Source organism: Gordonia phthalatica (genome assembly GCF_001305675.1).
Taxonomy (GTDB): Bacteria; Actinomycetota; Actinomycetes; order Mycobacteriales; family Mycobacteriaceae; genus Gordonia; species Gordonia phthalatica.
In genome coordinates, this window is sequence record NZ_CP011853.1 from 3086224 (window position 1) to 3108403 (window position 22180).

Consider the following 22180-nt stretch of genomic DNA (forward strand, 5'->3'; position numbering starts at 1 on the left):
ATCCCAGACCCCCTCCTCCGACGCTCACCCAGTCCGACATGGAGCAGGAGCCCTGATGACACTCATCGCGATCGAAGAACACTGGACCACACAGGAGCTGACCGCACGCCTCAAGGCACTGCCCGCCGATCGCCGCGACGACAGCATCGCGTTCAACGAAATGGGCGACCACCTGCAACGGCTCGAGGACATCGGTGAGGCACGGATCGCGGCGATGGACGAGCAGGGCATCGATCTGCAGATCCTCTCGGTGGCCCCTCCCGCGACGGGACCGCTGGCGCCGAGCGATGCCGTCGCCGTGAGCCGCGACCTCAACGACCTCGCCGTCGCAGCGACCTCGACTCATCCAGATCGGTTCCGCGCCTTCGCGACCCTGCCGATGCCCGCGCCGTCGAAGGCCGTCGAGGAACTCGAACGGGCGGCGCACGCGGGGATGGTCGGCGCGATGCTCTACGGCCGTACCGGGGAAACGCCGCTCGACGATCCCCGGTACGACGACGTCCTCGGCGCCGCTGCGCAGCTGTCGATGCCGATCTTCATCCATCCGCAGATCCCGTCACCGGCGCTCCGCTCCGCGGCGTACGGAGGATTCGACGACGACACCGGCCTCGCTCTCTCGACGTATGCCTGGGGTTGGCACATCGAGGCCGCCGTCGCCGCCCTCCGACTGATCGCGTCAGGCACCTTCGACCGGCACCCCGACCTCCAGCTGGTCCTCGGCCACTGGGGCGAACTCCTCCTGTTCTGGCGGGACCGCGTCGACAGCCTGACCCGCGCCGCCAGACTCCAACGATCCGTCGCCGACGTCTTCCGAGAGAACCTCCACATCACCAGCTCGGGAATGTTCTCACCGACGCTGATGCAGCACGCCCGCGACGTGGTCGGGCCGGACCGGCTTCTGTTCTCCACCGACTACCCGTTCCAGCATCCGACGCGCACACAGATCGACGTCTTCCTCGCCGAGTTCGAGGACGTGGACCGAGCACGGTTCACCCATGAGAACGCGCAGCGACTGTTTCGGATCGATCAGTAGGCGACGCGCCTACCGTCGGACTCGTCGGTCCCGCGTCAGTCGACGACGGAACGCACGATCTCGGCGATCCGCTGCTCGGTGTGCTCGTCCACGGCCTCGAAGTACCAGGCTGCGGGCATCAGTGAACCGTCAGCACCACCGGCGACCTGGAACGGCGCCTTCTCCGTGATCGCGAGATTCATGCGATCGTCGTTGCGGAGCGTTACCAGGGCAGGCGTACTCGCCGACCTGGCGTAGGCGGGCATTCCATACCAGATCCGCGGCTTCAGATCGGGCGCCGCCGACACGATGACGTCGTGCACGCGGCGCATGATCGAACGTCGCGGCTCGTCCATCTTCGCGAGCTTGTCGATGACCTGGGCCAGGTTCTTCTCGTCTTTGGAAGGCATGTCATGTCCTCTCGTCCGCCGATGACTTGCATCGGCACGCTGAAGTCGGCGCTGCTACGCGCCGCACCCCATCCGGACATGTCCCGAGTCTCTCAGGCCTCTCCGCAATGATTCACGTGATCGTCACGTGGAAGTGCGCTGGTGGCCTGTGGCCACCGGACCAAGGATACCGGTGACGCCTCCCCGCCGCATCGTCCACTGTGGCGATGCGGCGGGCGGTCGTGCAGATCAGGTGTCAGGCGAGCGGCTGCTGCAGTTCAACCACCCACCGTGTGCCGCCGGGATCCATCGGGGTCTCGTGGTAGATCTCGCGGCAGGTCCCCGACGGCGTCAGGCCGCGGCTCTCGACTTCGACGACGAGCGACTGCCACGCGGCCTGGATGCCGGCGAGATCGTCGGCGTCGTAGGTCGTCGCGAGCGCCTGCGGCACCGCAGGCAGCTCACCGGTCGTGAATCCTTCTGGAACCGGTGCGTCGCCGATCTGTTCCGCGGCCGCCGCGATCAACCCGTCGTCGGTCTGCGTGTAGTGCGCGACGCCGGGACCGGTGCGGGTGAGTCCCGCCTGTTCGATGACAGCGTTGACCCGCCTGAACATCGGTCCGATCTCCGACTCGATGTCCTCCATCTCCGTGACAGTGGTTGCGAGCTGCATGAGCCGCAGCGCGGGCATGGAGACTTCGGTGAATGTGAGTGTGGACATGGTGTTTCCCTTCTCGATCGACCGGAGCCTCGCCGTGACCCTGAGCAGCCGACGCTGGTCGGCGTCGATCCGCTCGGCGAGCACGGCCGCCCGCTCCCGCAGCAGGTCCACCAACCGTTCCTCGCGGAGGTCGTCGGCGAGCAGTTCGCCGACTTCTTCCAGGGTGAATCCCAGTTCCTTGGTGGCGACGAGCTGATTGGCCCGAGCGAGTTGGGAGGCTGAGTAGTAGCGGTAGCCCGTCCACTCGTCGACCCGTGCAGGCGTGAGCAGTCCGAGCCGGTCGTAGTGGCGCAGCATGCGCACCGATACGCCGGCGAGTCTGGCGAAGTCTCCGATTCCTAACATGGCCCCTTCACTTCATCGGCTGACACGGTGTCAGAGTCAACAGATCGCCGAACGTCACTCGCGCTCGATCGGAAACCACAGTTCGCACGTGGCCGTCGAGAAGTCCTCCGCGTGCTCGAGAACGGCGACGATCGACGGCCCCGGACGCAACCGCCACGGAGACGACGGGAACCACTCCGTCGCAGATCTGGCGTAAGCCTCCTGAAGAGCCGCCGGGTGCGGCCCGGAAGTCCGGAAGGCTACCCACGTTCCGGCCCCGAGATCGATCACGTCGAGGTCTGTCGGCACGTCCGCGTCGGCGTCGACTGCGACACCGTGCAGATAGGTGAGTTCGCTCCCCTCCCGATAGTCCGGGTCGACGTCGGCGCTGACCTGCAGCAGCCCGCGCGGATCGGCACCACTGAGGCGCTTCAGCCGCGCATGCTCCTCAAGGGGCAGTGCCGCGATGTGCTGCTGGATGTGCGGGTTGATTCCCTCGTGGATCAGCGGCACGCGCGCGGCGTGACCGATGAGACGAAAGGCTGGTCGTTCGATGATTCGGGCGTCCATTCGGGCGCTCCCTTCGACGGTCAGGCGGAACCTGAGGGTGGGTTGAGTTCGAAGGGGGCCGCCGTCACGGCGGACGTCGCCGTGACTCGCACCGTGAACCGACCGGAACGCCCGTCCGAACGCTTCGACGGATCCGTAGCCGTAGCGCACCGCGATCGTCAGCAGGTCCTCATCACCGAGCACGTCGGACGCGGCGACGGTCATCCGGCGTCGGCGCACGTACTCCGACACCGGCATGCCCGCCAACGACGAGAACATTCGACGCAGGTGATAGCCCGTGGTCCCCATCGATGCCGCGATCGCGTCGACGTCGATCTCGTCGACGAGACCGTCCTCGATCTCATCGATCACGCGGTCGAGGATCTCGATCATCACTGCTCCCTTCGCACTCCACTCTCGCCCGACCCACTCTGCCCGCGCCCGACGATTCCGGTCCGCTTTTATCGGGTACGGCAGGCTCCGACACGGATCGCTACTCCCAGGCCTGCGACCCGTGGACGGAAAGGTCGATGACGAGGCCGATCACCCGCTCGAACCCGTCACCGGGGTCCGCAGCATCGCGGTCGGCGGCGAGCACCGCGGCGAGATGCGGGTGCGACTCGGAGACCGCCGTCGCACGCAGATGGTCGGCCATCGCCGCCTGCCACTCCGGCGACAGACGTCCGCGCCCCGGCGACGCCTCACCGAGCGCCAAGACGCGGACCAGTCCTGACACGATGCCGACGACCTCCAACTTCGCCCTCTCCGTGAGGTCGGTCGACGACAGCGTTCCCAGCGCCCGGTCGAGATAGTCCATCGCATTCGGACCGAGAACCGGAGCCGTGTCGGGAATCTCGAGTAACCAGCGATGGCGGGCATAGATCGCCCTCCCCTGCCTCGCGAGGCTGCGCATGCCCACGGTTCCCGACCCCGCGCCGACGGTCGAGTAGTCGAATTCGGCGTTGACCCGGTCGGCCATGAGTTCGAGGAGCTGGTCGCGCGAGTCGACGATGCGGTACAGCGACGCCCCCGCGGTACCGAGCCGTGAGGCAACCGATCGCATCGTCACCGCCGCCAGTCCATGCTGGTCTGCGACGTGCACTCCGGCATCGGCGACGTCATCACGGGTCCACCGAGACGTCGGCCCGCGCGAACCGTGCTCCGGCCGCCGCCAGACACTGGGCGCCGCGGCCGTCGGGGATGTGTCAGAGTCGTTCATCCCGCTAGAATACTGCGAACATCGTTAGCAGTGGAGGATTGATGACCAACTCGTGGAGTCCGACCGCATATGCCGACAACAGCGACGTCCGAATCGCCTACGACCGCCTCATCGAATCATCGGGCGATCCACTGCTCCTCGTCATGGGCTTGGGCACGTCGCGATTCTGGTGGCCGCTCGGCTTATGTCAGGCGTTCGCCGAACGAGGCTTCGAGGTAGTCCGCTACGACCAGCGCGACGCGGGCGAGTCCACCCGCATGCCCGACACCTCGGCGTCGAACCCCTTCGCGGCGCTCGCCGGCCGCAAGAGCGAGAGCTACACGGCTGAGGACATGACGGACGACGCCGTGGCAGTGATGGACGCGTTGGGATGGGAACGCGCACACGTCTTCGGCCACTCCATGGGCGGCACGCTGAGTCAGCGCATCGCGCTGCGACACCCGGATCGTGTGCTCTCCATCGTGTCCTCGGCGGCGGTACCGAGTGACGCCTCAGGTCTCTCGGCGTTCCGCTATCTCCGCTTCGGTCTCCTCGCCAAGCTCGCTCGAACCAAGTTCCCGGAGGGCCGCGAAGGCGACATCGCCGCTGACTTCGCGGTCGCCCGCGGAGTCGCGTCCCGGACCTACCCGTTCGACGAGGGCCGCAGCACGTGAATGGATCGAGCGGGAGGTCGACAGCGGGCCGCGCGACGCCAAGGCGCAGAGCCGTCAGATCGGCGCGAAGTGGCATGGACCGAAGCTGGAGTCCATGGCCGTCCCGGCACTCGTGCTCGCCGGCGACGAAGACCCCATCGTCAAGACGAAGGCCGGCGAAGCCACGGCACGACGAATCCCCGGAGCCCGGTTCGAGATGCTTCGCGGCGCCGGACACGACATCCCCGAACCGCTCTGGGACCGCGTCGCCGACGCGGTGCGCGGCAATGCGGACCGTGCCGGGAAACCATAGATGATCGATTCCGGTGGAAATCTCTCTCGTCGGACTCATCGGTGATTCGGGCAGCGCCGAAGGACAGGCGCCCGAACACTTGAGTGCCATCGCGGCCGGCGCGTCGGGTGACCTAGGTTCTGTTACGAAAGTGGCCGATGTGGTGTCGGCGTGTCCGCGTGCATGACGGGAGGCCTCCGCGCTAACGCAGTTGGTGTCTAATCATCAACGCTCGCAGGGAGGCCTCCCATGGCCACCGTATCGGCATCAGCGCGCCATGACCTGACCGACAGGCAGTGGACGGTTCTCCAGCCGCACCTTCCAGCCCCGCCCAGACGCGGTCGACCCCGCCAATATTGCCTGCGAGCACTGATCGACGGGGTCCGCTACCGAACTCGCATCGGCTGCCCGTGGAGAGACGTTCCAGACTGTTACGGCCCGTGGTGGCGGGTGTATGCCTTGTTCACTCAATGGCAGATCGCCGGAATCTGGGCACGTATCGACGCCGAACTACGCGCTGATGCTGCCGCCTCGGAACGGCTGTCATGGCAGGTCAGCGTTGATTCGATGACGTCCAGAGCGCATGCGCACGCCGCAGGTGCTCGCGCCGACAGCCTCGAGAAGGTGCCCGACGAACCGCCCGATCACGCGCTCGGACGATCCCGCGGCGGCTGGTCGACGAAGACCCACGTGGCGATCGATCAGCATCGCGGAGTGCTCTCCTTCCGCCTGACCGCCGGGCAGTGCGGCGATAGCCCCGAGATGATTCCCGTTCTGGAAGGCATCCGGGTCTGCCGCGCCGGTGCCGGTCGGCCGAGGTCTCGTCCCGACCGGGTCCTGGCGGACAAGGCCTACTCCTCGAAGGCCAACCGGACCTGGCTGCGAACCCACCACGTCAAGGCCACGATCGCTCAACCGTCCGACCAACAGGGACACCGCAAGCGACGAGGATCGGCCGGCGGACGCCCACCGGCGTTCGACTCCGAGCGATACAAGGACCGCCATGCCGTCGAATGCGGCATCAACCAGCTAAAACAACACCGAGCCTGCGCAACCCGCTACGACAAACTCGCCGTCCGCTTCGCCGCCACCATCGAAATCGCCAGCATCAATCACTGGCTCAGACGACTTTCGTAACAGAACCTAGCCGCCGATATCGCTGAAACCAGGCCAGCTGCGGCTCTCCGACGGCAATTTTCCCTCGGTGAGGCGCAGACGGCCTGATTTTGGCAGTAGTGCCCCACGGTCAACGGCGCACGGACCGGCGGGGTCCGGCGACACCCGAAGAGAGGTTGCCGCAACATGTGTCGACCAGTGGCACCACTTGTGTTTCCCGCACTCAGTCGCGACCGGGTGCGAAAAACAGAGGTGGTGCGACTCGCCGACAAGTGGTGCGGGAAGGCCACCTCGTCCGGCGAACTGCCGACATCTGCCTCTGATCACCTGGAATCAATCATCTGGGAACCTCAACGACCCGAATCAGGGCAGCGCACTGTCGCTAGTCCAAAGCCGCGCCGATGAGAAATGCGGCGCCGCACGCAGGGCAGACCGCACGGCCGAAGAGGGAGCGCCGTTTCGAAAAGACCTGAGGTCGATTGTTCTGGGCCGCAGGCAGTTCCGCGATCTGGACCAGCAATCCCTTGCCGCAAGATGTGCAGTCCAGCGGCACCTCGCCGTCCGCGAGGTAGCCGAGGACCAGGACCGGCGCAATCGCACCATGGTCGTCACGATGGATGGGAGCGCGCTCAGACGTTGAAGCGGAACTCCACCACGTCGCCGTCGTGCATCACGTACTCCTTGCCCTCCATGCGGACCTTGCCCGCAGCCTTGGCCGCCGTCATGGAGCCGTTCTCATCGAGGTCGGCGAAGGAGACGATCTCCGCCTTGATGAAGCCCTTCTCGAAGTCGGTGTGGATGACGCCGGCGGCCTTCGGGGCGGTGTCGCCCTGACGGATCGTCCACGCGCGCGACTCCTTAGGGCCTGCGGTCAGGTACGTCTGCAGACCGAGAGTGTTGAAGCCGGCACGAGCGAGCTGGCGAAGGCCGGGCTCGTCCTGGCCGATCGAGTCGAGCAACTCCTGCGCGTCCTCTTCATCGAGCTCGAGGAGCTCGCTCTCGACCTTGGCGTCGAGGAAGACACAGTCGGCCGGAGCGACGGCGTCGCGCAGCTCCTGCTTGCGCGCGTCGTCGGTGAGCACTCCCTCGTCGGAGTTGAAGACGTACAGGAAGGGCTTCGCGGTCAGCAGGTGCAGCTCACGAACCGACGACAGGTCGAAGGTGTCCTTGGCGGCGAACAGCGTCTTGCCCTCATTGAGAATCGCCTGCGCACCCTGAGCGGCCTTCAGGACCTCGGCCTGGTCCTTGTTCTTCTTCGCTTCCTTCTCGAGGCGCGGGATCGCCTTGTCGAGGGTCTGCATGTCGGCGAGGATCAGCTCGGTCTCGATGACCTCGATGTCCGACAGCGGGTCCACGCGGCCGTCGACGTGCACGACGTCGTCGTCGGAGAAGACACGGACCACCTGGCAGATCGCGTCGGCTTCACGGATGTTCGCGAGGAACTGGTTGCCCATGCCCTCGCCCTCGGAAGCGCCCTTGACGATGCCCGCGATGTCGACGAACGACACGGTGGCCGGCAGGATGCGCTCGCTGCCGAAGATCTCGGCGAGTCGGGTCAGCCGGGCGTCCGGCAGTTCCACGACGCCGACGTTCGGCTCGATGGTCGCGAACGGGTAGTTCGCGGCCAGCACATCGTTACGGGTCAGGGCGTTGAAGAGGGTCGACTTTCCGACATTGGGCAGGCCGACGATACCGAGGGTAAGACTCACGGGAGGTCAGTCTATCTGCGCTGACGCCTCAGACCTATCCGACCCGCGTCGACGACGCTTCTTCTCCTTCGCGGCCGCTCTCGCAGCCTCATCCTCCGCTGCGACCTCTTCACCGGCAGCGAACCCGATCTGCTCCAGGATGTACCGCAGCGCGACCGCGAGGCAGGACGCCGCGGGCACTGCGAGGAAGGCGCCGGTGATGCCGAACAGGGTGCCGCCGAGCGTCACCGACAACAGCACGACCACCGCGTGCAGGTTCATCGACTTGGACTGCAGCCACGGCGAGAGGACGTTGCCCTCGAGCTGCTGGACGGCCAGGATGATCGCGAGCACGATCAGCGCCGAGGTGACGCCGTTGGAGACGAGCGCGATCAACACCGCGAGGGCACCGGCGACGAACGCACCGACGATCGGCACGAAGCCGCCGAGGAAGGTGATGACGATCAGCACCGCCGCGAGCGGCACATCGAGGACGACCAGGCCGATGCCGATCAGGGCCGCGTCGACGAAGCTGACGATGGCCTGCGTCCGGATGAAGCCGCCGAGCGTGTCCCACATGCGACGAAGCACCTCGCTGAGGTGATCGGACCCGCCCTTCCCCATCGTCCGTTCCAGCCACGGCAGGAACTTGGGTCCGTCCTTCAGGAAGAAGAACACGAGGACCAAGGTGGTGAACAGGGTGATCAGCGCCGACGTCGCCACGCCCACGCCGCTGAAGACGCCGCTGGCGATGGCGCTGGCACTCGACTGCAGCTTCGACGTGATCTCGTTGGCGAGCGAACTGATCTGCTCGTCGCCCACGTTCAGCGGCGGTCCCTGCACCCAGTCCTGAACCTTCTTGACGCCGTCGACGGCCTTGTTGGCGAGCTCGGGAGCCTGATCGACGACCGACGGCACGATGAGCCCGATCACGCCGCCGACCACCGCGATCGCCGCCAGCAGCGTGATGAAGGTGGCGCCGGCCGGCGGCACCCGGTGGGCCAGCATCCATCGCACGGGCGGCCAGAGGACAGTCGCGACGACGATTCCCAGGATCACCGGAAGGAGGATGACCCAGAACTTCGACAGCACCCACAGCAGTGCGAAGAGGAACGCGAGGACGACGAGCATCTGCCCGCACAGGACCGCGGTGGAACGCAGGCCGGCGCGGAACACCCGACCGCGGGTCGGATACGGGCGGCCCGTGTCAGGGTTCACCAGGACCTCCACCGTGTCCGACTTCGGTGCGTCGGCAGCGTCGGACGCTCCATCGACGACGGCGTCGGACTCGTTCTTCTGATCGCTCACGCGCCAATCTTCACACAGCCCTCCGACATTCGCCGTGCAGACGCGCAGGCGTCATTCGGTGTCGGTACCCGCCGCTACGGTGCGTGCATGACCGACTTGATCAGCCGATTGACACAAGCGCTCGCCGGCCCCGAGCACGACCGCCGCACCGCGGTCGACGAACTCTGGGCGACGTTGCCCGCCGACGACCACGCAGCGCGGTGCATCGTCGCCCATTACGCTGCCGACCTGCAGCCGACCCTCACCGACGAGGTGCAGTGGGACGAGGTGAGTCTGGCAGAGTCGGCACTGCTCACCGACGAGTCGCTGCGGGCCATCCAGCCGAGCCTGACTGTCGAAGGATTCCTCCCGTCCCTGCATCTGAACGTCGCCGACGGCTACCGACGACAGGAACGGTTCGCGGAGGCGATCGCACAACTCGACGCCGGGCGATCCCACCTGCACGTGTTCGATGACGCACCCGCAGAGCAGGGCGCCTACGTCGCGGTGATCCGCGACGGGTACACCCGCGTCGCACGCCTGATCGCCGAACGATCGACGGCACCGAGCGCACCCTCCGCCGACTGACGATTCGCAGACCTGTGGACAACCGATGGAACCGATCGGGCGCCCGGTGCGTCCAATCACTGAGCGGTGCGGGACCGCACCGCCGCACGTATCCATCAGGGGGATCTCATGGGCGCACGACCGTCCGCACCAGCCACCGCCGACAACAAGCTCGGCTGGACCACGCTCACCACGCCCGACGGACCGTTCACGATCGTGTTCGACGACGCTCAGACCGTCTACGCATCGGGTTGGACGGAGACGCCCGACTACCTGGACGCACTCATCGCCCCCGCACTGCGCGGTCCGGAACTGTCGCAGCGGACACCGGGAGCCGCCGCCGACGCTGTGCTCGCCTACTACGACGGGGACCACGACGCGCCGTCGCGCATCGCGGTCCGGCAGTCGGGCGGCCCGTTCATCGAGGCCTGCTGGACGGCGCTGCGCGCGGTGGCCCCGGGCCACCCGGTGACTTACACGCGGCTGGCCGAACAGGCCGGGCGCCCGACCGCTGTCCGCGGCGCCGCCCAGTGCTGCGTCCGCAACGCCGCAAATCTGTTCGTCCCGTGCCATCGGGTCACGCGGTCGAACGGCACGCTCGGCGGCTATCGCTACGGCCTCGACGTGAAGGCGAGTCTCCTCGCGCGGGAGGCGACCAACCCGGACGTCGCGGTATGACGGACCCGAATTGTCAGAGGGTCGGTCCATGATGTCGGCATGACACCTGCAGCGATCATCGGCCCGGTCTGCCTCATCATCGGCGCGCTCCTCGGTTGGTTCGCGCGCGGTGCGACCGGCTCGCACCGCGCAGGCCCCGGCGAGGGCTACGACGGCCCGCGCGTTGGTGCGGAGGTGGACCTGGTGGTCGGCCCGCTCCGCGACACGCTCGGCAGACTGTCCGAGGAACTGCGTCGCACCGAGTCCGGGCGTGCACACGCCTACGCCGGCCTCGCCGAACAGATGCGCGGCGTCTACGCGACGTCGGAGCGGCTGCAGCAGCAGACGAGTCGGTTGGCGGGCGCGCTGCACGCACCGCAGGTCCGCGGACGATGGGGCGAGGTGCAGTTGGAGCGCATCGTCGAACTGTCGGGAATGTCGCGGCACTGCGACTTCTCCACGCAGGTGCACGGACAGTCCGACGCCGAACGCGCCGTGCGACCCGACCTCGTCGTGCAGTTGGCCGGTGGCAGGCGGATCGTCGTCGACTCGAAGGTTCCCCTGCACGCGTACCTGGAGTCGGTGTCGGGAACCGCCGCCGACAACCGCGAACCGATCGCGCGGCACGCCCAGGCGGTGCGGGCCCACGTCAATGCACTCTCATCCAAGAATTACTGGTCGGCGCAGCCGGTGTCGCCCGAGTTCGTCGTGTTGTTCCTTCCGGGCGACGGCGTGCTGGAGTCCGCGCTGCGGGGCGACCCCGGCCTGCTCGACTACGCCTTCTCCCGCGACGTGGTGCTTGCGACCCCGAGCACGCTCATCGCGCTGCTACGCACGGTCGCACTGGGCTGGCGGCAGTACGCACTCGCCGAGGACGCCGAGACGATCCATGCCCTCGGCAGGCAGCTGTACCAGCGCATCGACCAGGTGCTCGGACATCTCGAGAAGACCGGGGCCTCACTGCGGCGTGCGGTGGAGGCGTACAACTCGACGGTCGGTGCCATCGATTCCAGGCTGGGCGTGACTGCGCGAAAACTGGCGGACCTCGAAGCGCTCTCGGGGCCGGAGAATCGTTCCTCCCGCGTGGTCGAGGGTGTTCCGAATGTCGATTCTGTCGTGAGATCCGTGTCACCGCTCCGCTGAAATTCAGGAAACTCACGGCTGCGGATCGCGGCATTCGCTGTTGTTAACGGTACCGTTTAGATGTGTTTTCGCCCCTGCTCGCCGGTCCCGCCGCGCCCGCCAATGAGCGGTCCGTGCTGCCCGCTCTCAAAGGTCTGCCGTGGTGGGGAGCGGTCCTCGTCGCTGTCGGAGCCACGACGATCGGTGCCCTCATCGACACCGATTCGGGGTCATCGCTCGGCCGCTGGTTCAAGCTCTTCTACCTCGGCGGCTGCCTCCTCGCCGCCCTCGCGGTTCGCCAGCGCGCACTGTTCACCGCGGCTGCCCAGCCGCCGCTCGTCGCGTTCATCGTCGGCGTCACCGTTCTCTACACCGCGAACTCCGGTAACGGTTCTCTCGGCGTGCGGGAACTCATCCTCAAGGTGATCCTGCCGACCGCCTACAGCTTCCCGTGGATTCTACTGACCTTCTTGATGACGCTGGCCGTCGTCGTCGCACGCTGGTTCCTGGTCCGGCCCAAGGGGCAGGCTCTGTTCGGCAAGGCCACTGGACGCAAGCCCGCAGCCAAGGCCAAGACCGCCTCGGGCAGGAGCAGAACCAGACCTGACGCACCGAAGCCGGCATCGAAGTCGGCAGTGAAGAAGGCCGCGCCGAAGACCGCGGGAGCAAAGGCGTCGCGCACCCGGCAGGCGGCAGCCGAAAATGCGACGGCACGACCGGCGAAGAAGGCTGCACGACCGCGCACGGACGACGCCCGTTCGGCGCGCGTACGCACCGACAAGCCGCAGCGGACCGCACGTCCCGCCGCGAACCGCGAAGGTCGTCCAGCGGCACGTCCCGCCGCCCGGGCTTCGGAAGGCGAGACGGTGCGTACCGCTCGACCCGCAGCGCGCTCCTCTCAGCGAGGCGATGAGCGTCCCGCACGCCCGCAGAAGCGACCGGCTCCCGTTCCCCGACCGGCTCCGGCGAACGCCGCCGAGTCGAGTCGTCGTGCCGCGCCGCAGACGATCCCGGCGCGCGACCCGCGTGTCCCCCGCAAGACGGCGGGTCAGCTGCGCGACACCGGTGCGATCGAAGACCTGACCGCGGGCGCCGACGAGCGCTGAGCGCACGTCGGCCCGGTCCGGATCACACCGCGCCGAAACCTGTTTCAGCCAGCCACGTACCGAGGTCCTGCGCCGCTGCGTCGATCACCGTCGGCCAGTCCATCGCGGAGTCGTCAGCGTTGTCGCTGACCACCTTGACCAGTCGGAGCGGGACGGCGAAGTCCGCGCAGACCGCAGCGATGGCCGATCCTTCCATGTCGACCAGGTCGGCACGCCGCGCCAGCCGGTCGCGGTAGACAGGGTCGCTCACGAACGTGTCGCCGGTCGCCAGGACGCTGCCGTCGCCGCCGGGGATCTCCCACTCGTCCGGCTGATGGAACCCCATCGCGGCGAGTTCCGCAGCGCTGATGTCGTGCTCGATGGCGCGGGACGGCGTGAACAGTCCGCTCCGGCCGTCGCGGAGCGCGCCCGACGTCCCGATGTTGACGACGCGACGGTAGTCGCCGAGGGCGAGCCGTCGGGCGACCGCACTTGCGGCGCGCACCTTTCCGATGCCGGTGATCAGCAGGTCCGCGCCTGCGGGCACGTGAGCGGCCTCGGCACGCGTCGCCGAGACCACCAGGACGCCCGCGCCGTCCGAGTCGCTCACTCGGCGCGCTGGGACGTCGCGGTCCCGGCCTGCTCGGCGAGCGCCACGTCGCTGAGTCCGCTGATCCGCGACAGCTGATCGAAGCGATTGTTCGCGATCCGCATGACGACCTCGTACGGGAGCGCGAACTTGCGAGCCCACCAGTAGCCGAAGCGGATGTCGAACGACGTGTAGACCATGTACTTGTTGCGCGTGACACCGCGCAGGATGGCCTTGGCCGCGGTCTCCGGCGTCACCGCGATCTTGTGGAAGCCGGCCACTTGTTTCTGAACGGCGGTGTTGCTGCGGTCGAGACCGACGATGTCGACGGTGTCGACCAGCGGAGTCGCGACGCCGCCGGGGCAGACCAGCGAGACACCGATGTGATGCCGGCGGAGGTCGTAGCGCAGCACCTCGGAGACGCCGCGGATTCCGAACTTGCTGGCGCTGTACGCGGCGTGCCACGGCAACGCGAGGAGCCCGGCCGCCGAGGAGACGTTGACCAGGTGGCCGCCCTCGCCGCGCCGCACCATCTGCGGGACGAAGCACTCGATGATGTGGATCGGCCCCATCAGGTTGACGTCGACGAGCTTCTTCCAGTGCCGGTGCTCCAGGTTCTCGACGGTCCCCCACGCCGAGACGCCCGCGATGTTCATGACGACGTCCATGACGCCGACCTCGGCGTCCACGCCGCGGGCGAACGCCGCCACCCACTCGTAGTCGGAGACGTCGCCGGCCCGGTGATAGAGCACCGTGCCGTGCGCGTCGAGGATCTCGGCGACGACCTCGTCGAGCGGACCGGTCTGCAGATCGGTGAGTACGAGTTGGGCGCCCGCCTTCGCCGCGGCGATCGCCGTCGCCCGTCCGATACCGCTCGCCGCACCGGTGATGAGGACCTTGCGACCGCTCAGGGACGGGACGGGCGTCGGGACGACGAACAGTTCTCGAACGGTCTTCAGGCTCGGAAGTTGCGGAATTCTCAGGAGACCCATGCCACAACCCTAGCCTTGCCGGGCAGGTGGATGGAGGACCGAAGACACTCCTAGATCGGCAACTTGCCGCCGAAGACCGCGTAGACCACGGAGAGGATGGCCTTCAGGACGTCGGCCGAGACGTCCTGGCCGTCGGTCATCAGGATCCGCTGCGCGTCGCCCGGGCTCTTGGCCTTGGCCAGCTTGTTGATCAGCGGACCGATCGCCTCGACCCCGGACAGCCCGGAGAGGTCGGTGGACGTGGACGGGTCCTCCGGTGCGGCGGGCGCCGACGGCTTGGCGCCGTCGTCCGGGGCCGGCGCGGTCGGGTTGGCCTGCGCAGCGCGCCCGCTGAGGTAGGAGGTGATGCCGTCGGTGAGCGCGACCGCGTACTTGGTGGCTCCCTGCGGCGACGACAGGACGGCGGCTTCGGCCGGGTCGGACAGGTTGCCCATCTCGACGAAGGCGAGCGGGATCCGCGTCAGGTTGGCTCCCGCGATGTCCGAGCGGGTCTGGATGCCGTCGACGGCACCAGCGTAGTTGGCGGGAGCGAAACCGGCCTTCTTCATGGCGTCGCGCACCGTGTTGGACGCCTTCCGCCCACCGTTGGACTGCGCGGCATCGGCGGCCTTGTCCGGCAGGGGCAGCGTCGGGACGATCAGGTGGAAGCCGGACTTGGTCGGGTCGGCACCGGTGCTGGTGGAGTCGGCGTGGATGCTGACCGCGAGGTCGGCACCCGACCGGCTGGCGGCCTCGGCGCGCTCATCGACGCAGCCGCCCCATCCGGTGTCGTCCTTCCGGCTCATCAGGACGCGGGCGCCCTTGCTCTCGAGGGCGGCCTTCACCAGCTGGGACACCTCCCACGTAATGGTGTGCTCGGCTTTGCCGCCGATAGCCGTGGCACCGGTGGTCTGGCAGTCCTTCTTGCCGCCGCGACCGTCGTTGACCTGCTTGTTCAGTTGGTGGCCTGCGGCCGACCCCTGGTGGCCGGGATCGAGGAAGACGGTCTTGCCCGCCAGCTCGCCGGTCTTGGGCGCGGCGTCAGAGGGAGCTGCGACGAGCAGGGCTCCCGCCGTCGCCGCCGAAGCCAGCAGGGACGACGCGATCATCACGCGACGACGAGTACGTAGAGCAGCCATGAGCGGTTCGGGTGCGCGCCGCCGATGAGGCCGCGATACACCGCTCTCCTTCCGAATCCAGACATCACCTGTCACACAAAACACTTCCGTAACAGTCAACCAGTGGTTGAGACCGGCTCGCAAACCGAGTTTCAGGACTCGCTCGGAATTGTTAGCTTCCCGTGATCAGATGACGCGTCAGCGAGAGGATTCCGTTCGTGTCGTCGCGATCGCCGGGCTGCACCACCCGATCGAGGGCCTCTCGCGCCGCCACTGCGTCGAGCCCGGCCCCGATCACGACCAGTGACGTAGCCGGCGTTCGTCCGCGCCACGAACCCGCGTCCACCCGGACGAAGCCTCCGACGGACTGCACCGTGTACGCGATGTCCCGATGCTCGGGCAGATCCACGAACACGGTGCCCTTGATCCGGTAGGCGCCCTCGGGCGGCCGTTCCAGAAAACGCGCGAGGCGGCGCGGATCCACAGGCGACGCGGTGTCGAGCGCCGCCGAGTCGAAGCCGCCGTGCAGGTGCTCATGCTCCGGCTCCGTATCCTCGCGCAGCAGTTCGTCGAAGGTGAGCTGACGCGGCCCGTCGTCGGTCGCGATGCGCTCGGCCGGTTCGAAGAACAGGTCGGGGTCGACGGCGGCGTGGCTGACCGGCAGCAGCGGCGCGCTCGGATTGCACTCGCGGATCCGATCGGCGAGTCGATCGACCTCGGCGGCGTCGACCATCTCGACCTTGTTGCAGACGACGAGGTCCGCGATCGCGAGGTGATCGGTGAGTTGCGGATGCTCGGCGACCGTCCGGTCGAAGTTCGCGGCGTCGACGACGTAGACGAGTCCGCCATACGCGATCGACGCGCTGCGCGCCGCGAGCACCATCTTGACGAGCGCCTTCGGCTCGGCGATTCCGCTGGCCTCGATCAGGATCGCATCCAGACCGGTCCCGGGCGCCGCCATCGTCTCCAGGGTCTCCGCGAAGTCGCCCGCGTCGGTGGTGCAGCACATGCAGCCGTTGGCCAGATCCACCGTCCCGCCGGATTGACCCGACACCAGCAGCAGATCGATGTTGATGGATCCGAAGTCGTTCACCAGAACACCGATGCGACGACCGTCCGCATATCGCAGGACGTGATTGAGCAGTGTGGTCTTGCCTGCGCCCAGGAAGCCGGCGAGGACGACCACCGGAATCGCGCGCGTCGTCATGCCGACATCGCCGCCCGGCACTCGGCGCACACCACGGCGAGGTCACGACCGTCGCCGTCCGGATAGTTGGCGACCTCACTGGTCGGCATTCCGCACCGGACACATGTGCCGATCACGGCGGCGTCGTCACTGAAATCGATACTCATTCGACTGTCGAAGACATAGAGGGACCCCTCCCAGAGGCCCCGGTCACCATATTTCTCGCCATATCGGACAATGCCGCCGTCGAGTTGATAGACCTCGTCGAATCCGCGCGACGTCATCAATGCACTCAGCACTTCGCACCGCACACCACCCGTGCAGTAGGTCACGACCGGCCGACCTTTGAGGTGGTCCAACGCACCGCTTTCGATCAGCGGAATGAAGTCGCGCGTCGTATTCACGTCCGGAACGATCGCGTCCTTGAACCGGCCGATCTGCGCTTCGATCCGATTGCGCCCGTCGAGAAAGACCACGTCATCGCCGCGTTCATCGACCAGTGCGTGCAACTCTTCCGGCATCAGGTGTCGGCCGCCGCCGACCACCCCACCGGCGTCGACCACCACTTCATCGGGAGCCCCGAAGGTGACGATCTCCGGGCGGACCTTGACGCTGAGTCGAGGGAAATCGTCACCCGTGCCATCGGACCATTTGATATCGGCATCGGCGAAAGCCGGGTAGCTTCGGGTGGCACGGACATATCTCTTCACGTCACGAATGTCGCCGCCGACTGTTGCATTGATGCCGTGAGGTGACACGATGATCCTGCCGCGCAGGCCCGCAGCCTCGCAGACGGCCTGCTGCCAGAGCTTGATCGCTTCGGGATCGGCCAGCGGCGTGAAGACATAGAAGAGAACGATCTTGGGGGTTGCCACAGTGCAAGGGTACGGATCTCGGAAGCGCGCCGTCCTCATCGGTGCCGCAGCAGTCGTGGCGCTCGCGGCGTCCTCGTGTTCGGTGCTGAACATCGACGCTCCACCCAGCAAGATCGTGATTCCTGGCACCGATGCTCCGCTGACCGAGTCGCCGTCGTCGTCGCTGGCTCCGACCACCGCGACGCGCACACTGGGCGACGACGAGGAGACCGCGTCGCCGTGGAGTTACGAACGCGTCATCAAAGCCGCGCCGCGTGTCAGCAATTCGCGCTTTCAGATCGGTGCGACGTCCGCATCGGGTGAGCGGTCGGACGTCTCCGGGTATCACTTCTCGAACGAGGACCGCACTCTCCGCTGCTCCACCGGCACCAACGGCGCCGACGCCCTTGTTTGTGTCGGCACCAATGTGAAAGGCGCGAAACGGCCGCCAAAGGAGGGTTCCGCATGCGACTGGAAGGCGGATTTCGTCGTATTGGACGCGAACGGACCGCAAGAAGGCGCCTGCGCTAACAGCTATCCTGTGCTGTTCCGGTCACGAATCCTCTCGTCCGGACAATCCCTTTCGTTCGGCAGTTTCGCGTGCCTGGCGGACAATGACGACGTCTACTGCATCGAATCCAGTTCCAGTCAGGGTTTCGTCGTGACGTCCGCCGGATTCAAGGCGATCAACGCCAAGGACCGAGCCCCGCAGTCTCTTCTGGGATTCAGCTCGGAGACACCGTCGTCAACGCCGAATACTTCGGACTCGTCTCCTGTCGTTCCAACAGACTGATTACGTGTACTCTGACCGAAGACAGTCAGGTCACCTTGAAATGAATCAAGGAACCTCCAATCGCATTCTCCTGACCGAAGGACCCGATTTCATGGCAAAGAAGACCGTCATCCAGATCGTCGACGATATCGACGGAGCAGAACTGGAAGAATACGAGACCGTTCGCTGGAGTCTCGACGGTAAGAACTACGAGTTCGACACCTCTCCCGAGCACGCCGAGGAGTTCCGCAATCACGTCGCGACCTATGTCGCCGCATCGCGCTCCACCGGCGGTCGTGCCGCAGCGGGCCGTCGCGCTGCAGGTTCGGGCCGCACTGCGTCCAACACGCGCGTCATCCGTCAGTGGGCCGCCGACAACGGCTACACGGTCAGCGACCGCGGCCGCATCCCCGCCGACATCGTCGCCGCCTACGAGGCAGCGAACTGACGTTCCGCACCCCGCGTGATGAATGCCCCGGCTGAAACCGGGGCATTCATCATTTCTGGCGATCGCCCCGAATCGCCGATCGGGCCTTTGCCTCATCCTGGTTTTAATTGCGGGATTCGGGACCGAGCAGATTACGCTTTCCAATCATGACTCTGCTTTCTGCAGCCCGGCGCCGCTGGCTGCCACTGCTGCTGGTCGCCTTCCTCGTGGCACTGGTCGCTTCGTGCTCCACCTCGTCGTCGACTGAGGACACCGGACTGTGTGCTCCCCCCGGACCCGACAGCGCGTCGACGGCACCGACGAATCTCGCCAGCGCCGCCGCCCAGGCGCCGGACAAGTTCACGACGCAGAATGTGACGCCGCTCGATCAGATCGACACCTCCAAGCTCGACCTGATCAAGCCGGGAACAATCATCGTCGGCACCCTGTCCGACGCCCCGCCGAGCATCTGTGTGAACTCCAAGCAGCAGTTCACCGGCATGGACAACGAGATGCTGAAGGCCATCGCAGACAAGCTCGGCCTGAAGGTGGAGTTCGTCGGCACCGAGTTCTCCGGTCTCCTCGCCCAGGTGGCGAGCCATCGGTTCGACGTCGGTTCGTCGTCCATCACGACCACCGATGAGCGCCGCCAGACCGTCGACTTCACCAACGGCTACGACTTCGGCTACTTCGCGCTGGTCGGCAAAGCCAAGGGCAAGGTGCAGACCTTCCAGGATCTGAACGCCGGCACCCGCATCGGCGTCGTGCAGGGCACCGTGCAGGACGATTACGTCGTCAACACCCTGCACCTGACGCCCGTGAAGTTCCCCGACTACGCCACCGCCTACGCCAACCTCAAGTCCGGTCAGATCGACGCGTGGGTGGCACCGAGCCAGCAGGCCGAGGGCACCGTCCAGGCCTCCGACGGCATCAAGATCCTGGAGAACACCTTCAGCATCAACAACTTCACCGCCTGGGCCGTCGCCAAGAACAACGCGAAGCTCGCCGAGGCGCTGAACAGCGGCCTCGACGCGATCATCGCCGACGGCACGTGGGCCAGGCTGTACAGCGACTGGGCTCCGCGTCCCCTTCCCCGGGGGTGGCGTCCGGGCTCCAAGTCGTCTGCCGTTCCGGTGCTCCCCGACTTCCAGGCGATCGCTGAACGCAACGCGCAGAAGCCGAAGGAGGACGCCGCGGACGCGGCACCGAAGAGCACGCTGACGCAGTTGCGGGAGACGTTCTTCAACGGCGATCAGTTCCGCAAGGCCCTGCCCGAGCTGTTCAAGACCGGTCTGCCGAACACTCTGAAGATCGCCGTCACGTCCGGCATCATCGGCACCGTCCTCGGCATGCTGCTGGCGGTCGCGGGCATCTCGCGGTCGCGTTGGCTGCGGTGGCCGGCGCGCGTCTACACCGACATCTTCCGCGGCCTCCCCGCCGTCGTCGTGATCCTCATGGTCGGCCTCGGATTCGGTCCGATCGTTCAGGACCTCACCGGCGGCAACCCGTTCTGGCTCGGCTCCATCGCCCTCGGCCTGTTGGCCGCCGCCTACATCGGCGAGATCTTCCGATCCGGCATCCAGAGCGTCGAGTCCGGGCAGATGGAGGCGGCCCGAGCGCTGGGCTTCTCGTACCGGAGTTCCATGTCGCTCGTCGTGGTCCCGCAGGGCGTGCGCCGGGTGCTCCCCGCACTCATGAACCAGTTCATCGTGCTGATCAAGGACTCGTCCCTGATCTACTTCCTGGGCCTCACCCTGATGCAGCGCGACCTGTTCGCCGTCGGTAAGGACTTCAACGCCAACGGCGGAAACCTGACCCCGCTGTTGGCGGCAGGCCTGCTGTATCTGGTGATGACCGTCCCCCTGACCCACCTCGTCAACTACATCGACGATCGACTCCGCACCGGAAAGGCGTGACCATCGTGACGAACACGCACCATCTCGCCGACGCGGGCGAGGCCGTCTCGCTGACCGGCCGGAACCTGCACCTGTCGTTCGGCGACAATCACGTCCTGCGCGGCGTCGACATCCAGGTCGACGCAGGCACGACCACAACGGTCATCGGTCCGTCCGGCTCCGGCAAGTCGACGCTGCTGCGCGTCCTCAACCGACTGCACGAACCGCAACAGGGCGACATCCTGCTCAACGGTCGCAGTGTCCTGAAGGACAACCCCGACGAGCTGCGCCGACGGATCGGCATGGTGTTCCAGCAGTTCAACCTGTTCCCGCACAAGAGCGTCGCCGACAACGTGGCGCTGGGGCCGCGCAAGCTGCTCGGACTCAGTCGCGACGAGGCCCGCGAGATCGCGGTGAAGCAGTTGGACAGCGTCGGGCTCGCCGCGAAGGCCGACGCCCGTCCGTCCACCCTGTCGGGCGGTCAGCAGCAGCGTGTGGCGATCGCCCGCGCCCTCGCGATGAAGCCGCAGGTGATGTTCTTCGACGAGGCGACCAGCGCACTGGACCCGGAACTCGTGAAGGGCGTGTTGTCGTTGATGACCGAGCTGTCGCAGGACGGTATGACGATGGTCGTGGTGACGCACGAGATGGGGTACGCCCGCGACGTCGCCGACAACGTTCTGTTCATGGACGACGGCGTGGTCGTGGAGACGGGTTCGCCGGAGCAGATCTTCAGTGACGCGAAGAGCGATCGTCTGAAGTCGTTCCTGTCGCAGGTTCTCTAGCCGCCTCGGCGAACTCCGCCGACTGATAGAAGTCCGCGAAGCGGCGGCGCAACGCGCTCTCGATGACGCCGTCGGCGTCGAGGCGCGCCAGGACCGGCGGTCCGAATCGCATGGCCTCCTCCACGAGGTCCTCGCGGCCGACGCCGAGCTCTTCCAACAGTTCGGACAGCGGGGTGCGGCCGTAGGTGTCGAAGACCTCGTCGACGCCTTCGTCGAGGAGTCCCTGGAAGTACGTGGTCTCGCGGAAGCTGCGCCAGAACTCGAAGACCAGGACGACGACGTCCTCGACGTCGGCGTCGGCCAGGACGTCGCGGACGCTCTGATCGGAGCCGGCGAGCCATACTTCGCGGGCGGCGTCGAGCACCAGGTGGTCGGATTCGGCCTCGTTGGCCGCGAGCAGTCGTCGGGCACCGCGCCTGGCGATGCGCTCGACGAAGGAGTCGAGGGTCTCCCCCATCCGACCCGGCAGCCGCGACGAGTCGACGGCGCGCTGCACCGCTTCGACGCAGGCGTCCTCGGTCGCGGGGCTGGCGAGGACACGCTTCACCACCCGCCGCGACAGTCCGAGCTCTGCGACGCCCGTCGCCAGTTCCTCGAAGCGGCGTCGTTCCAGCACGTCGGGCAGGCGGGTGTCGTTGGCGATGGAGTAGCCGTAGAGCCGCGAGGCGACGGTCCCGACCAGTTCCGGGATCGCACCTTCGACGGGGAAGGCGATCGCGTACTTGCGGGCGACGGACGTGATCAGGTCTCGGGACACCGCCTCCTCCAGCGGCAGGTCGTCGGCCACGGCGAGGAAGTTGTCGATCTCCTCCTGCACCATCTCGGCGAAGGCTGCCGGGTCGGTCAGTTTGCGGCGTTCGAATGCGACGTGGGCGTCGAGGAGGCGCGCGGCGAGATCTGCGGAATCCGTGGACATGCCCTTC

Annotated in this window: 24 protein-coding genes; 12 read left to right on the top strand and 12 right to left on the bottom strand. The window is 66.8% G+C overall.

Annotated elements, in window-relative coordinates:
* The first annotated feature begins 55 nt into the window (after positions 1 to 55).
* The gene (locus ACH46_RS14400; RefSeq protein ID WP_062393533.1) at positions 56 to 1033 is read left to right on the top strand and encodes an amidohydrolase family protein; all 978 of its coding nucleotides are present in this window, start codon (positions 56 to 58) and stop codon (positions 1031 to 1033) included.
* Between the two features lie 35 nt (positions 1034 to 1068).
* Here the strand turns inward: ACH46_RS14400 and ACH46_RS14405 are convergent, their stop codons facing one another.
* From ACH46_RS14405 to ACH46_RS14420, 4 genes are all read right to left on the bottom strand, one after another.
* Positions 1069 to 1422: a DUF1801 domain-containing protein gene (locus ACH46_RS14405; protein ID WP_062393534.1), complete on the bottom strand. Its 354-nt coding sequence runs from the start codon at positions 1420 to 1422 to the stop codon at positions 1069 to 1071.
* A 235-nt stretch (positions 1423 to 1657) separates the two neighbouring features.
* A complete protein-coding gene (locus ACH46_RS14410) occupies positions 1658 to 2467 on the bottom strand; it encodes a MerR family transcriptional regulator (RefSeq protein ID WP_062393535.1) in 810 nt (269 codons plus the stop codon).
* Positions 2468 to 2521: 54 nt separating this feature from the next.
* Complete coding sequence (locus tag ACH46_RS14415) at positions 2522 to 3388, bottom strand: AraC family transcriptional regulator (RefSeq protein WP_062393536.1); 867 nt, start codon at positions 3386 to 3388, stop codon at positions 2522 to 2524.
* Between the two features lie 100 nt (positions 3389 to 3488).
* Positions 3489 to 4214 carry a TetR/AcrR family transcriptional regulator gene (locus ACH46_RS14420; protein WP_082399673.1) on the bottom strand — a complete coding sequence of 242 codons (726 nt, stop codon included), beginning with the start codon at positions 4212 to 4214 and terminating at the stop codon, positions 3489 to 3491.
* Positions 4215 to 4255: 41 nt separating this feature from the next.
* Here ACH46_RS14420 and ACH46_RS14425 point away from each other — a divergent pair, with 41 nt between their 5' ends.
* From ACH46_RS14425 to ACH46_RS14430, 3 genes are all read left to right on the top strand, one after another.
* A complete protein-coding gene (locus tag ACH46_RS14425; RefSeq protein WP_226995630.1) occupies positions 4256 to 4867 on the top strand; it encodes an alpha/beta fold hydrolase in 612 nt (203 codons plus the stop codon).
* 94 nt (positions 4868 to 4961) lie between these two features.
* The gene (locus ACH46_RS21640; RefSeq protein WP_226995631.1) at positions 4962 to 5159 is read left to right on the top strand and encodes an alpha/beta fold hydrolase; all 198 of its coding nucleotides are present in this window, start codon (positions 4962 to 4964) and stop codon (positions 5157 to 5159) included.
* A 228-nt stretch (positions 5160 to 5387) separates the two neighbouring features.
* Positions 5388 to 6275 (top strand): IS5 family transposase, encoded by an 888-nt coding sequence (locus tag ACH46_RS14430; RefSeq protein WP_062393538.1) that lies wholly within the window; start codon positions 5388 to 5390, stop codon positions 6273 to 6275.
* Between the two features lie 608 nt (positions 6276 to 6883).
* Here ACH46_RS14430 and ychF read toward each other — a convergent pair.
* Complete coding sequence (gene ychF, locus ACH46_RS14435) at positions 6884 to 7963, bottom strand: redox-regulated ATPase YchF (protein WP_062393539.1); 1080 nt, start codon at positions 7961 to 7963, stop codon at positions 6884 to 6886.
* Between the two features lie 6 nt (positions 7964 to 7969).
* Positions 7970 to 9250: an AI-2E family transporter gene (locus tag ACH46_RS14440; protein ID WP_062393540.1), complete on the bottom strand. Its 1281-nt coding sequence runs from the start codon at positions 9248 to 9250 to the stop codon at positions 7970 to 7972.
* Positions 9251 to 9337: 87 nt separating this feature from the next.
* On the opposite strand from ACH46_RS14440, the gene ACH46_RS14445 reads away from it, so the two are divergent.
* The 4 genes from ACH46_RS14445 (at position 9338) to ACH46_RS14460 (ending at position 12681) form a co-directional block, all read left to right on the top strand.
* Complete coding sequence (locus ACH46_RS14445; RefSeq protein ID WP_062393541.1) at positions 9338 to 9817, top strand: hypothetical protein; 480 nt, start codon at positions 9338 to 9340, stop codon at positions 9815 to 9817.
* A gap of 108 nt (positions 9818 to 9925) precedes the next feature.
* Positions 9926 to 10474 (top strand): methylated-DNA--[protein]-cysteine S-methyltransferase, encoded by a 549-nt coding sequence (locus ACH46_RS14450; protein WP_062395460.1) that lies wholly within the window; start codon positions 9926 to 9928, stop codon positions 10472 to 10474.
* A 39-nt stretch (positions 10475 to 10513) separates the two neighbouring features.
* Entirely contained in the window at positions 10514 to 11596 is a 1083-nt protein-coding gene (locus ACH46_RS14455; protein ID WP_062393542.1) for a DNA recombination protein RmuC, read from the top strand.
* Between the two features lie 62 nt (positions 11597 to 11658).
* The gene (locus ACH46_RS14460) at positions 11659 to 12681 is read left to right on the top strand and encodes a DUF6542 domain-containing protein (protein WP_062393543.1); all 1023 of its coding nucleotides are present in this window, start codon (positions 11659 to 11661) and stop codon (positions 12679 to 12681) included.
* 22 nt (positions 12682 to 12703) lie between these two features.
* Here the strand turns inward: ACH46_RS14460 and ACH46_RS14465 are convergent, their stop codons facing one another.
* From ACH46_RS14465 to trhO, 5 genes are all read right to left on the bottom strand, one after another.
* Positions 12704 to 13270 carry a nucleosidase gene (locus tag ACH46_RS14465; protein WP_062393544.1) on the bottom strand — a complete coding sequence of 189 codons (567 nt, stop codon included), beginning with the start codon at positions 13268 to 13270 and terminating at the stop codon, positions 12704 to 12706.
* Positions 13267 to 14241, bottom strand: a complete 975-nt coding sequence (locus tag ACH46_RS14470) for an SDR family oxidoreductase (RefSeq protein WP_062393545.1) — start codon at positions 14239 to 14241, stop codon at positions 13267 to 13269. The genes ACH46_RS14465 and ACH46_RS14470 overlap by 4 nt, the downstream gene beginning before the upstream one ends.
* Before the next feature lie 50 nt (positions 14242 to 14291).
* Entirely contained in the window at positions 14292 to 15359 is a 1068-nt protein-coding gene (locus ACH46_RS14475) for an N-acetylmuramoyl-L-alanine amidase (protein ID WP_062393546.1), read from the bottom strand.
* Positions 15360 to 15510: 151 nt separating this feature from the next.
* Positions 15511 to 16545: a CobW family GTP-binding protein gene (locus ACH46_RS14480; protein WP_062395461.1), complete on the bottom strand. Its 1035-nt coding sequence runs from the start codon at positions 16543 to 16545 to the stop codon at positions 15511 to 15513.
* Positions 16542 to 17399 carry an oxygen-dependent tRNA uridine(34) hydroxylase TrhO gene (gene trhO / locus ACH46_RS14485; protein WP_062393547.1) on the bottom strand — a complete coding sequence of 286 codons (858 nt, stop codon included), beginning with the start codon at positions 17397 to 17399 and terminating at the stop codon, positions 16542 to 16544. The genes ACH46_RS14480 and trhO overlap by 4 nt, the downstream gene beginning before the upstream one ends.
* Positions 17400 to 17481: 82 nt before the next feature.
* Between trhO and ACH46_RS14490 the strand changes: the two genes are divergently transcribed.
* From ACH46_RS14490 to ACH46_RS14505, 4 genes are all read left to right on the top strand, one after another.
* A complete protein-coding gene (locus ACH46_RS14490) occupies positions 17482 to 18171 on the top strand; it encodes a hypothetical protein (RefSeq protein ID WP_157851059.1) in 690 nt (229 codons plus the stop codon).
* Positions 18172 to 18262: 91 nt separating this feature from the next.
* Positions 18263 to 18598, top strand: coding sequence for a histone-like nucleoid-structuring protein Lsr2 (locus tag ACH46_RS14495; protein ID WP_062395463.1), 336 nt, complete (start codon positions 18263 to 18265; stop codon positions 18596 to 18598).
* A 146-nt stretch (positions 18599 to 18744) separates the two neighbouring features.
* Entirely contained in the window at positions 18745 to 20493 is a 1749-nt protein-coding gene (locus tag ACH46_RS14500) for an ABC transporter substrate-binding protein/permease (protein ID WP_062393549.1), read from the top strand.
* Positions 20494 to 20498: 5 nt separating this feature from the next.
* Positions 20499 to 21257, top strand: a complete 759-nt coding sequence (locus ACH46_RS14505) for an amino acid ABC transporter ATP-binding protein (RefSeq protein ID WP_193392910.1) — start codon at positions 20499 to 20501, stop codon at positions 21255 to 21257.
* Here ACH46_RS14505 and ACH46_RS14510 read toward each other — a convergent pair.
* A complete protein-coding gene (locus ACH46_RS14510; RefSeq protein WP_082399919.1) occupies positions 21205 to 22173 on the bottom strand; it encodes a hypothetical protein in 969 nt (322 codons plus the stop codon). The two genes, ACH46_RS14505 and ACH46_RS14510, sit on opposite strands and share 53 nt — an antisense overlap.
* Positions 22174 to 22180: the final 7 nt, after the last annotated feature.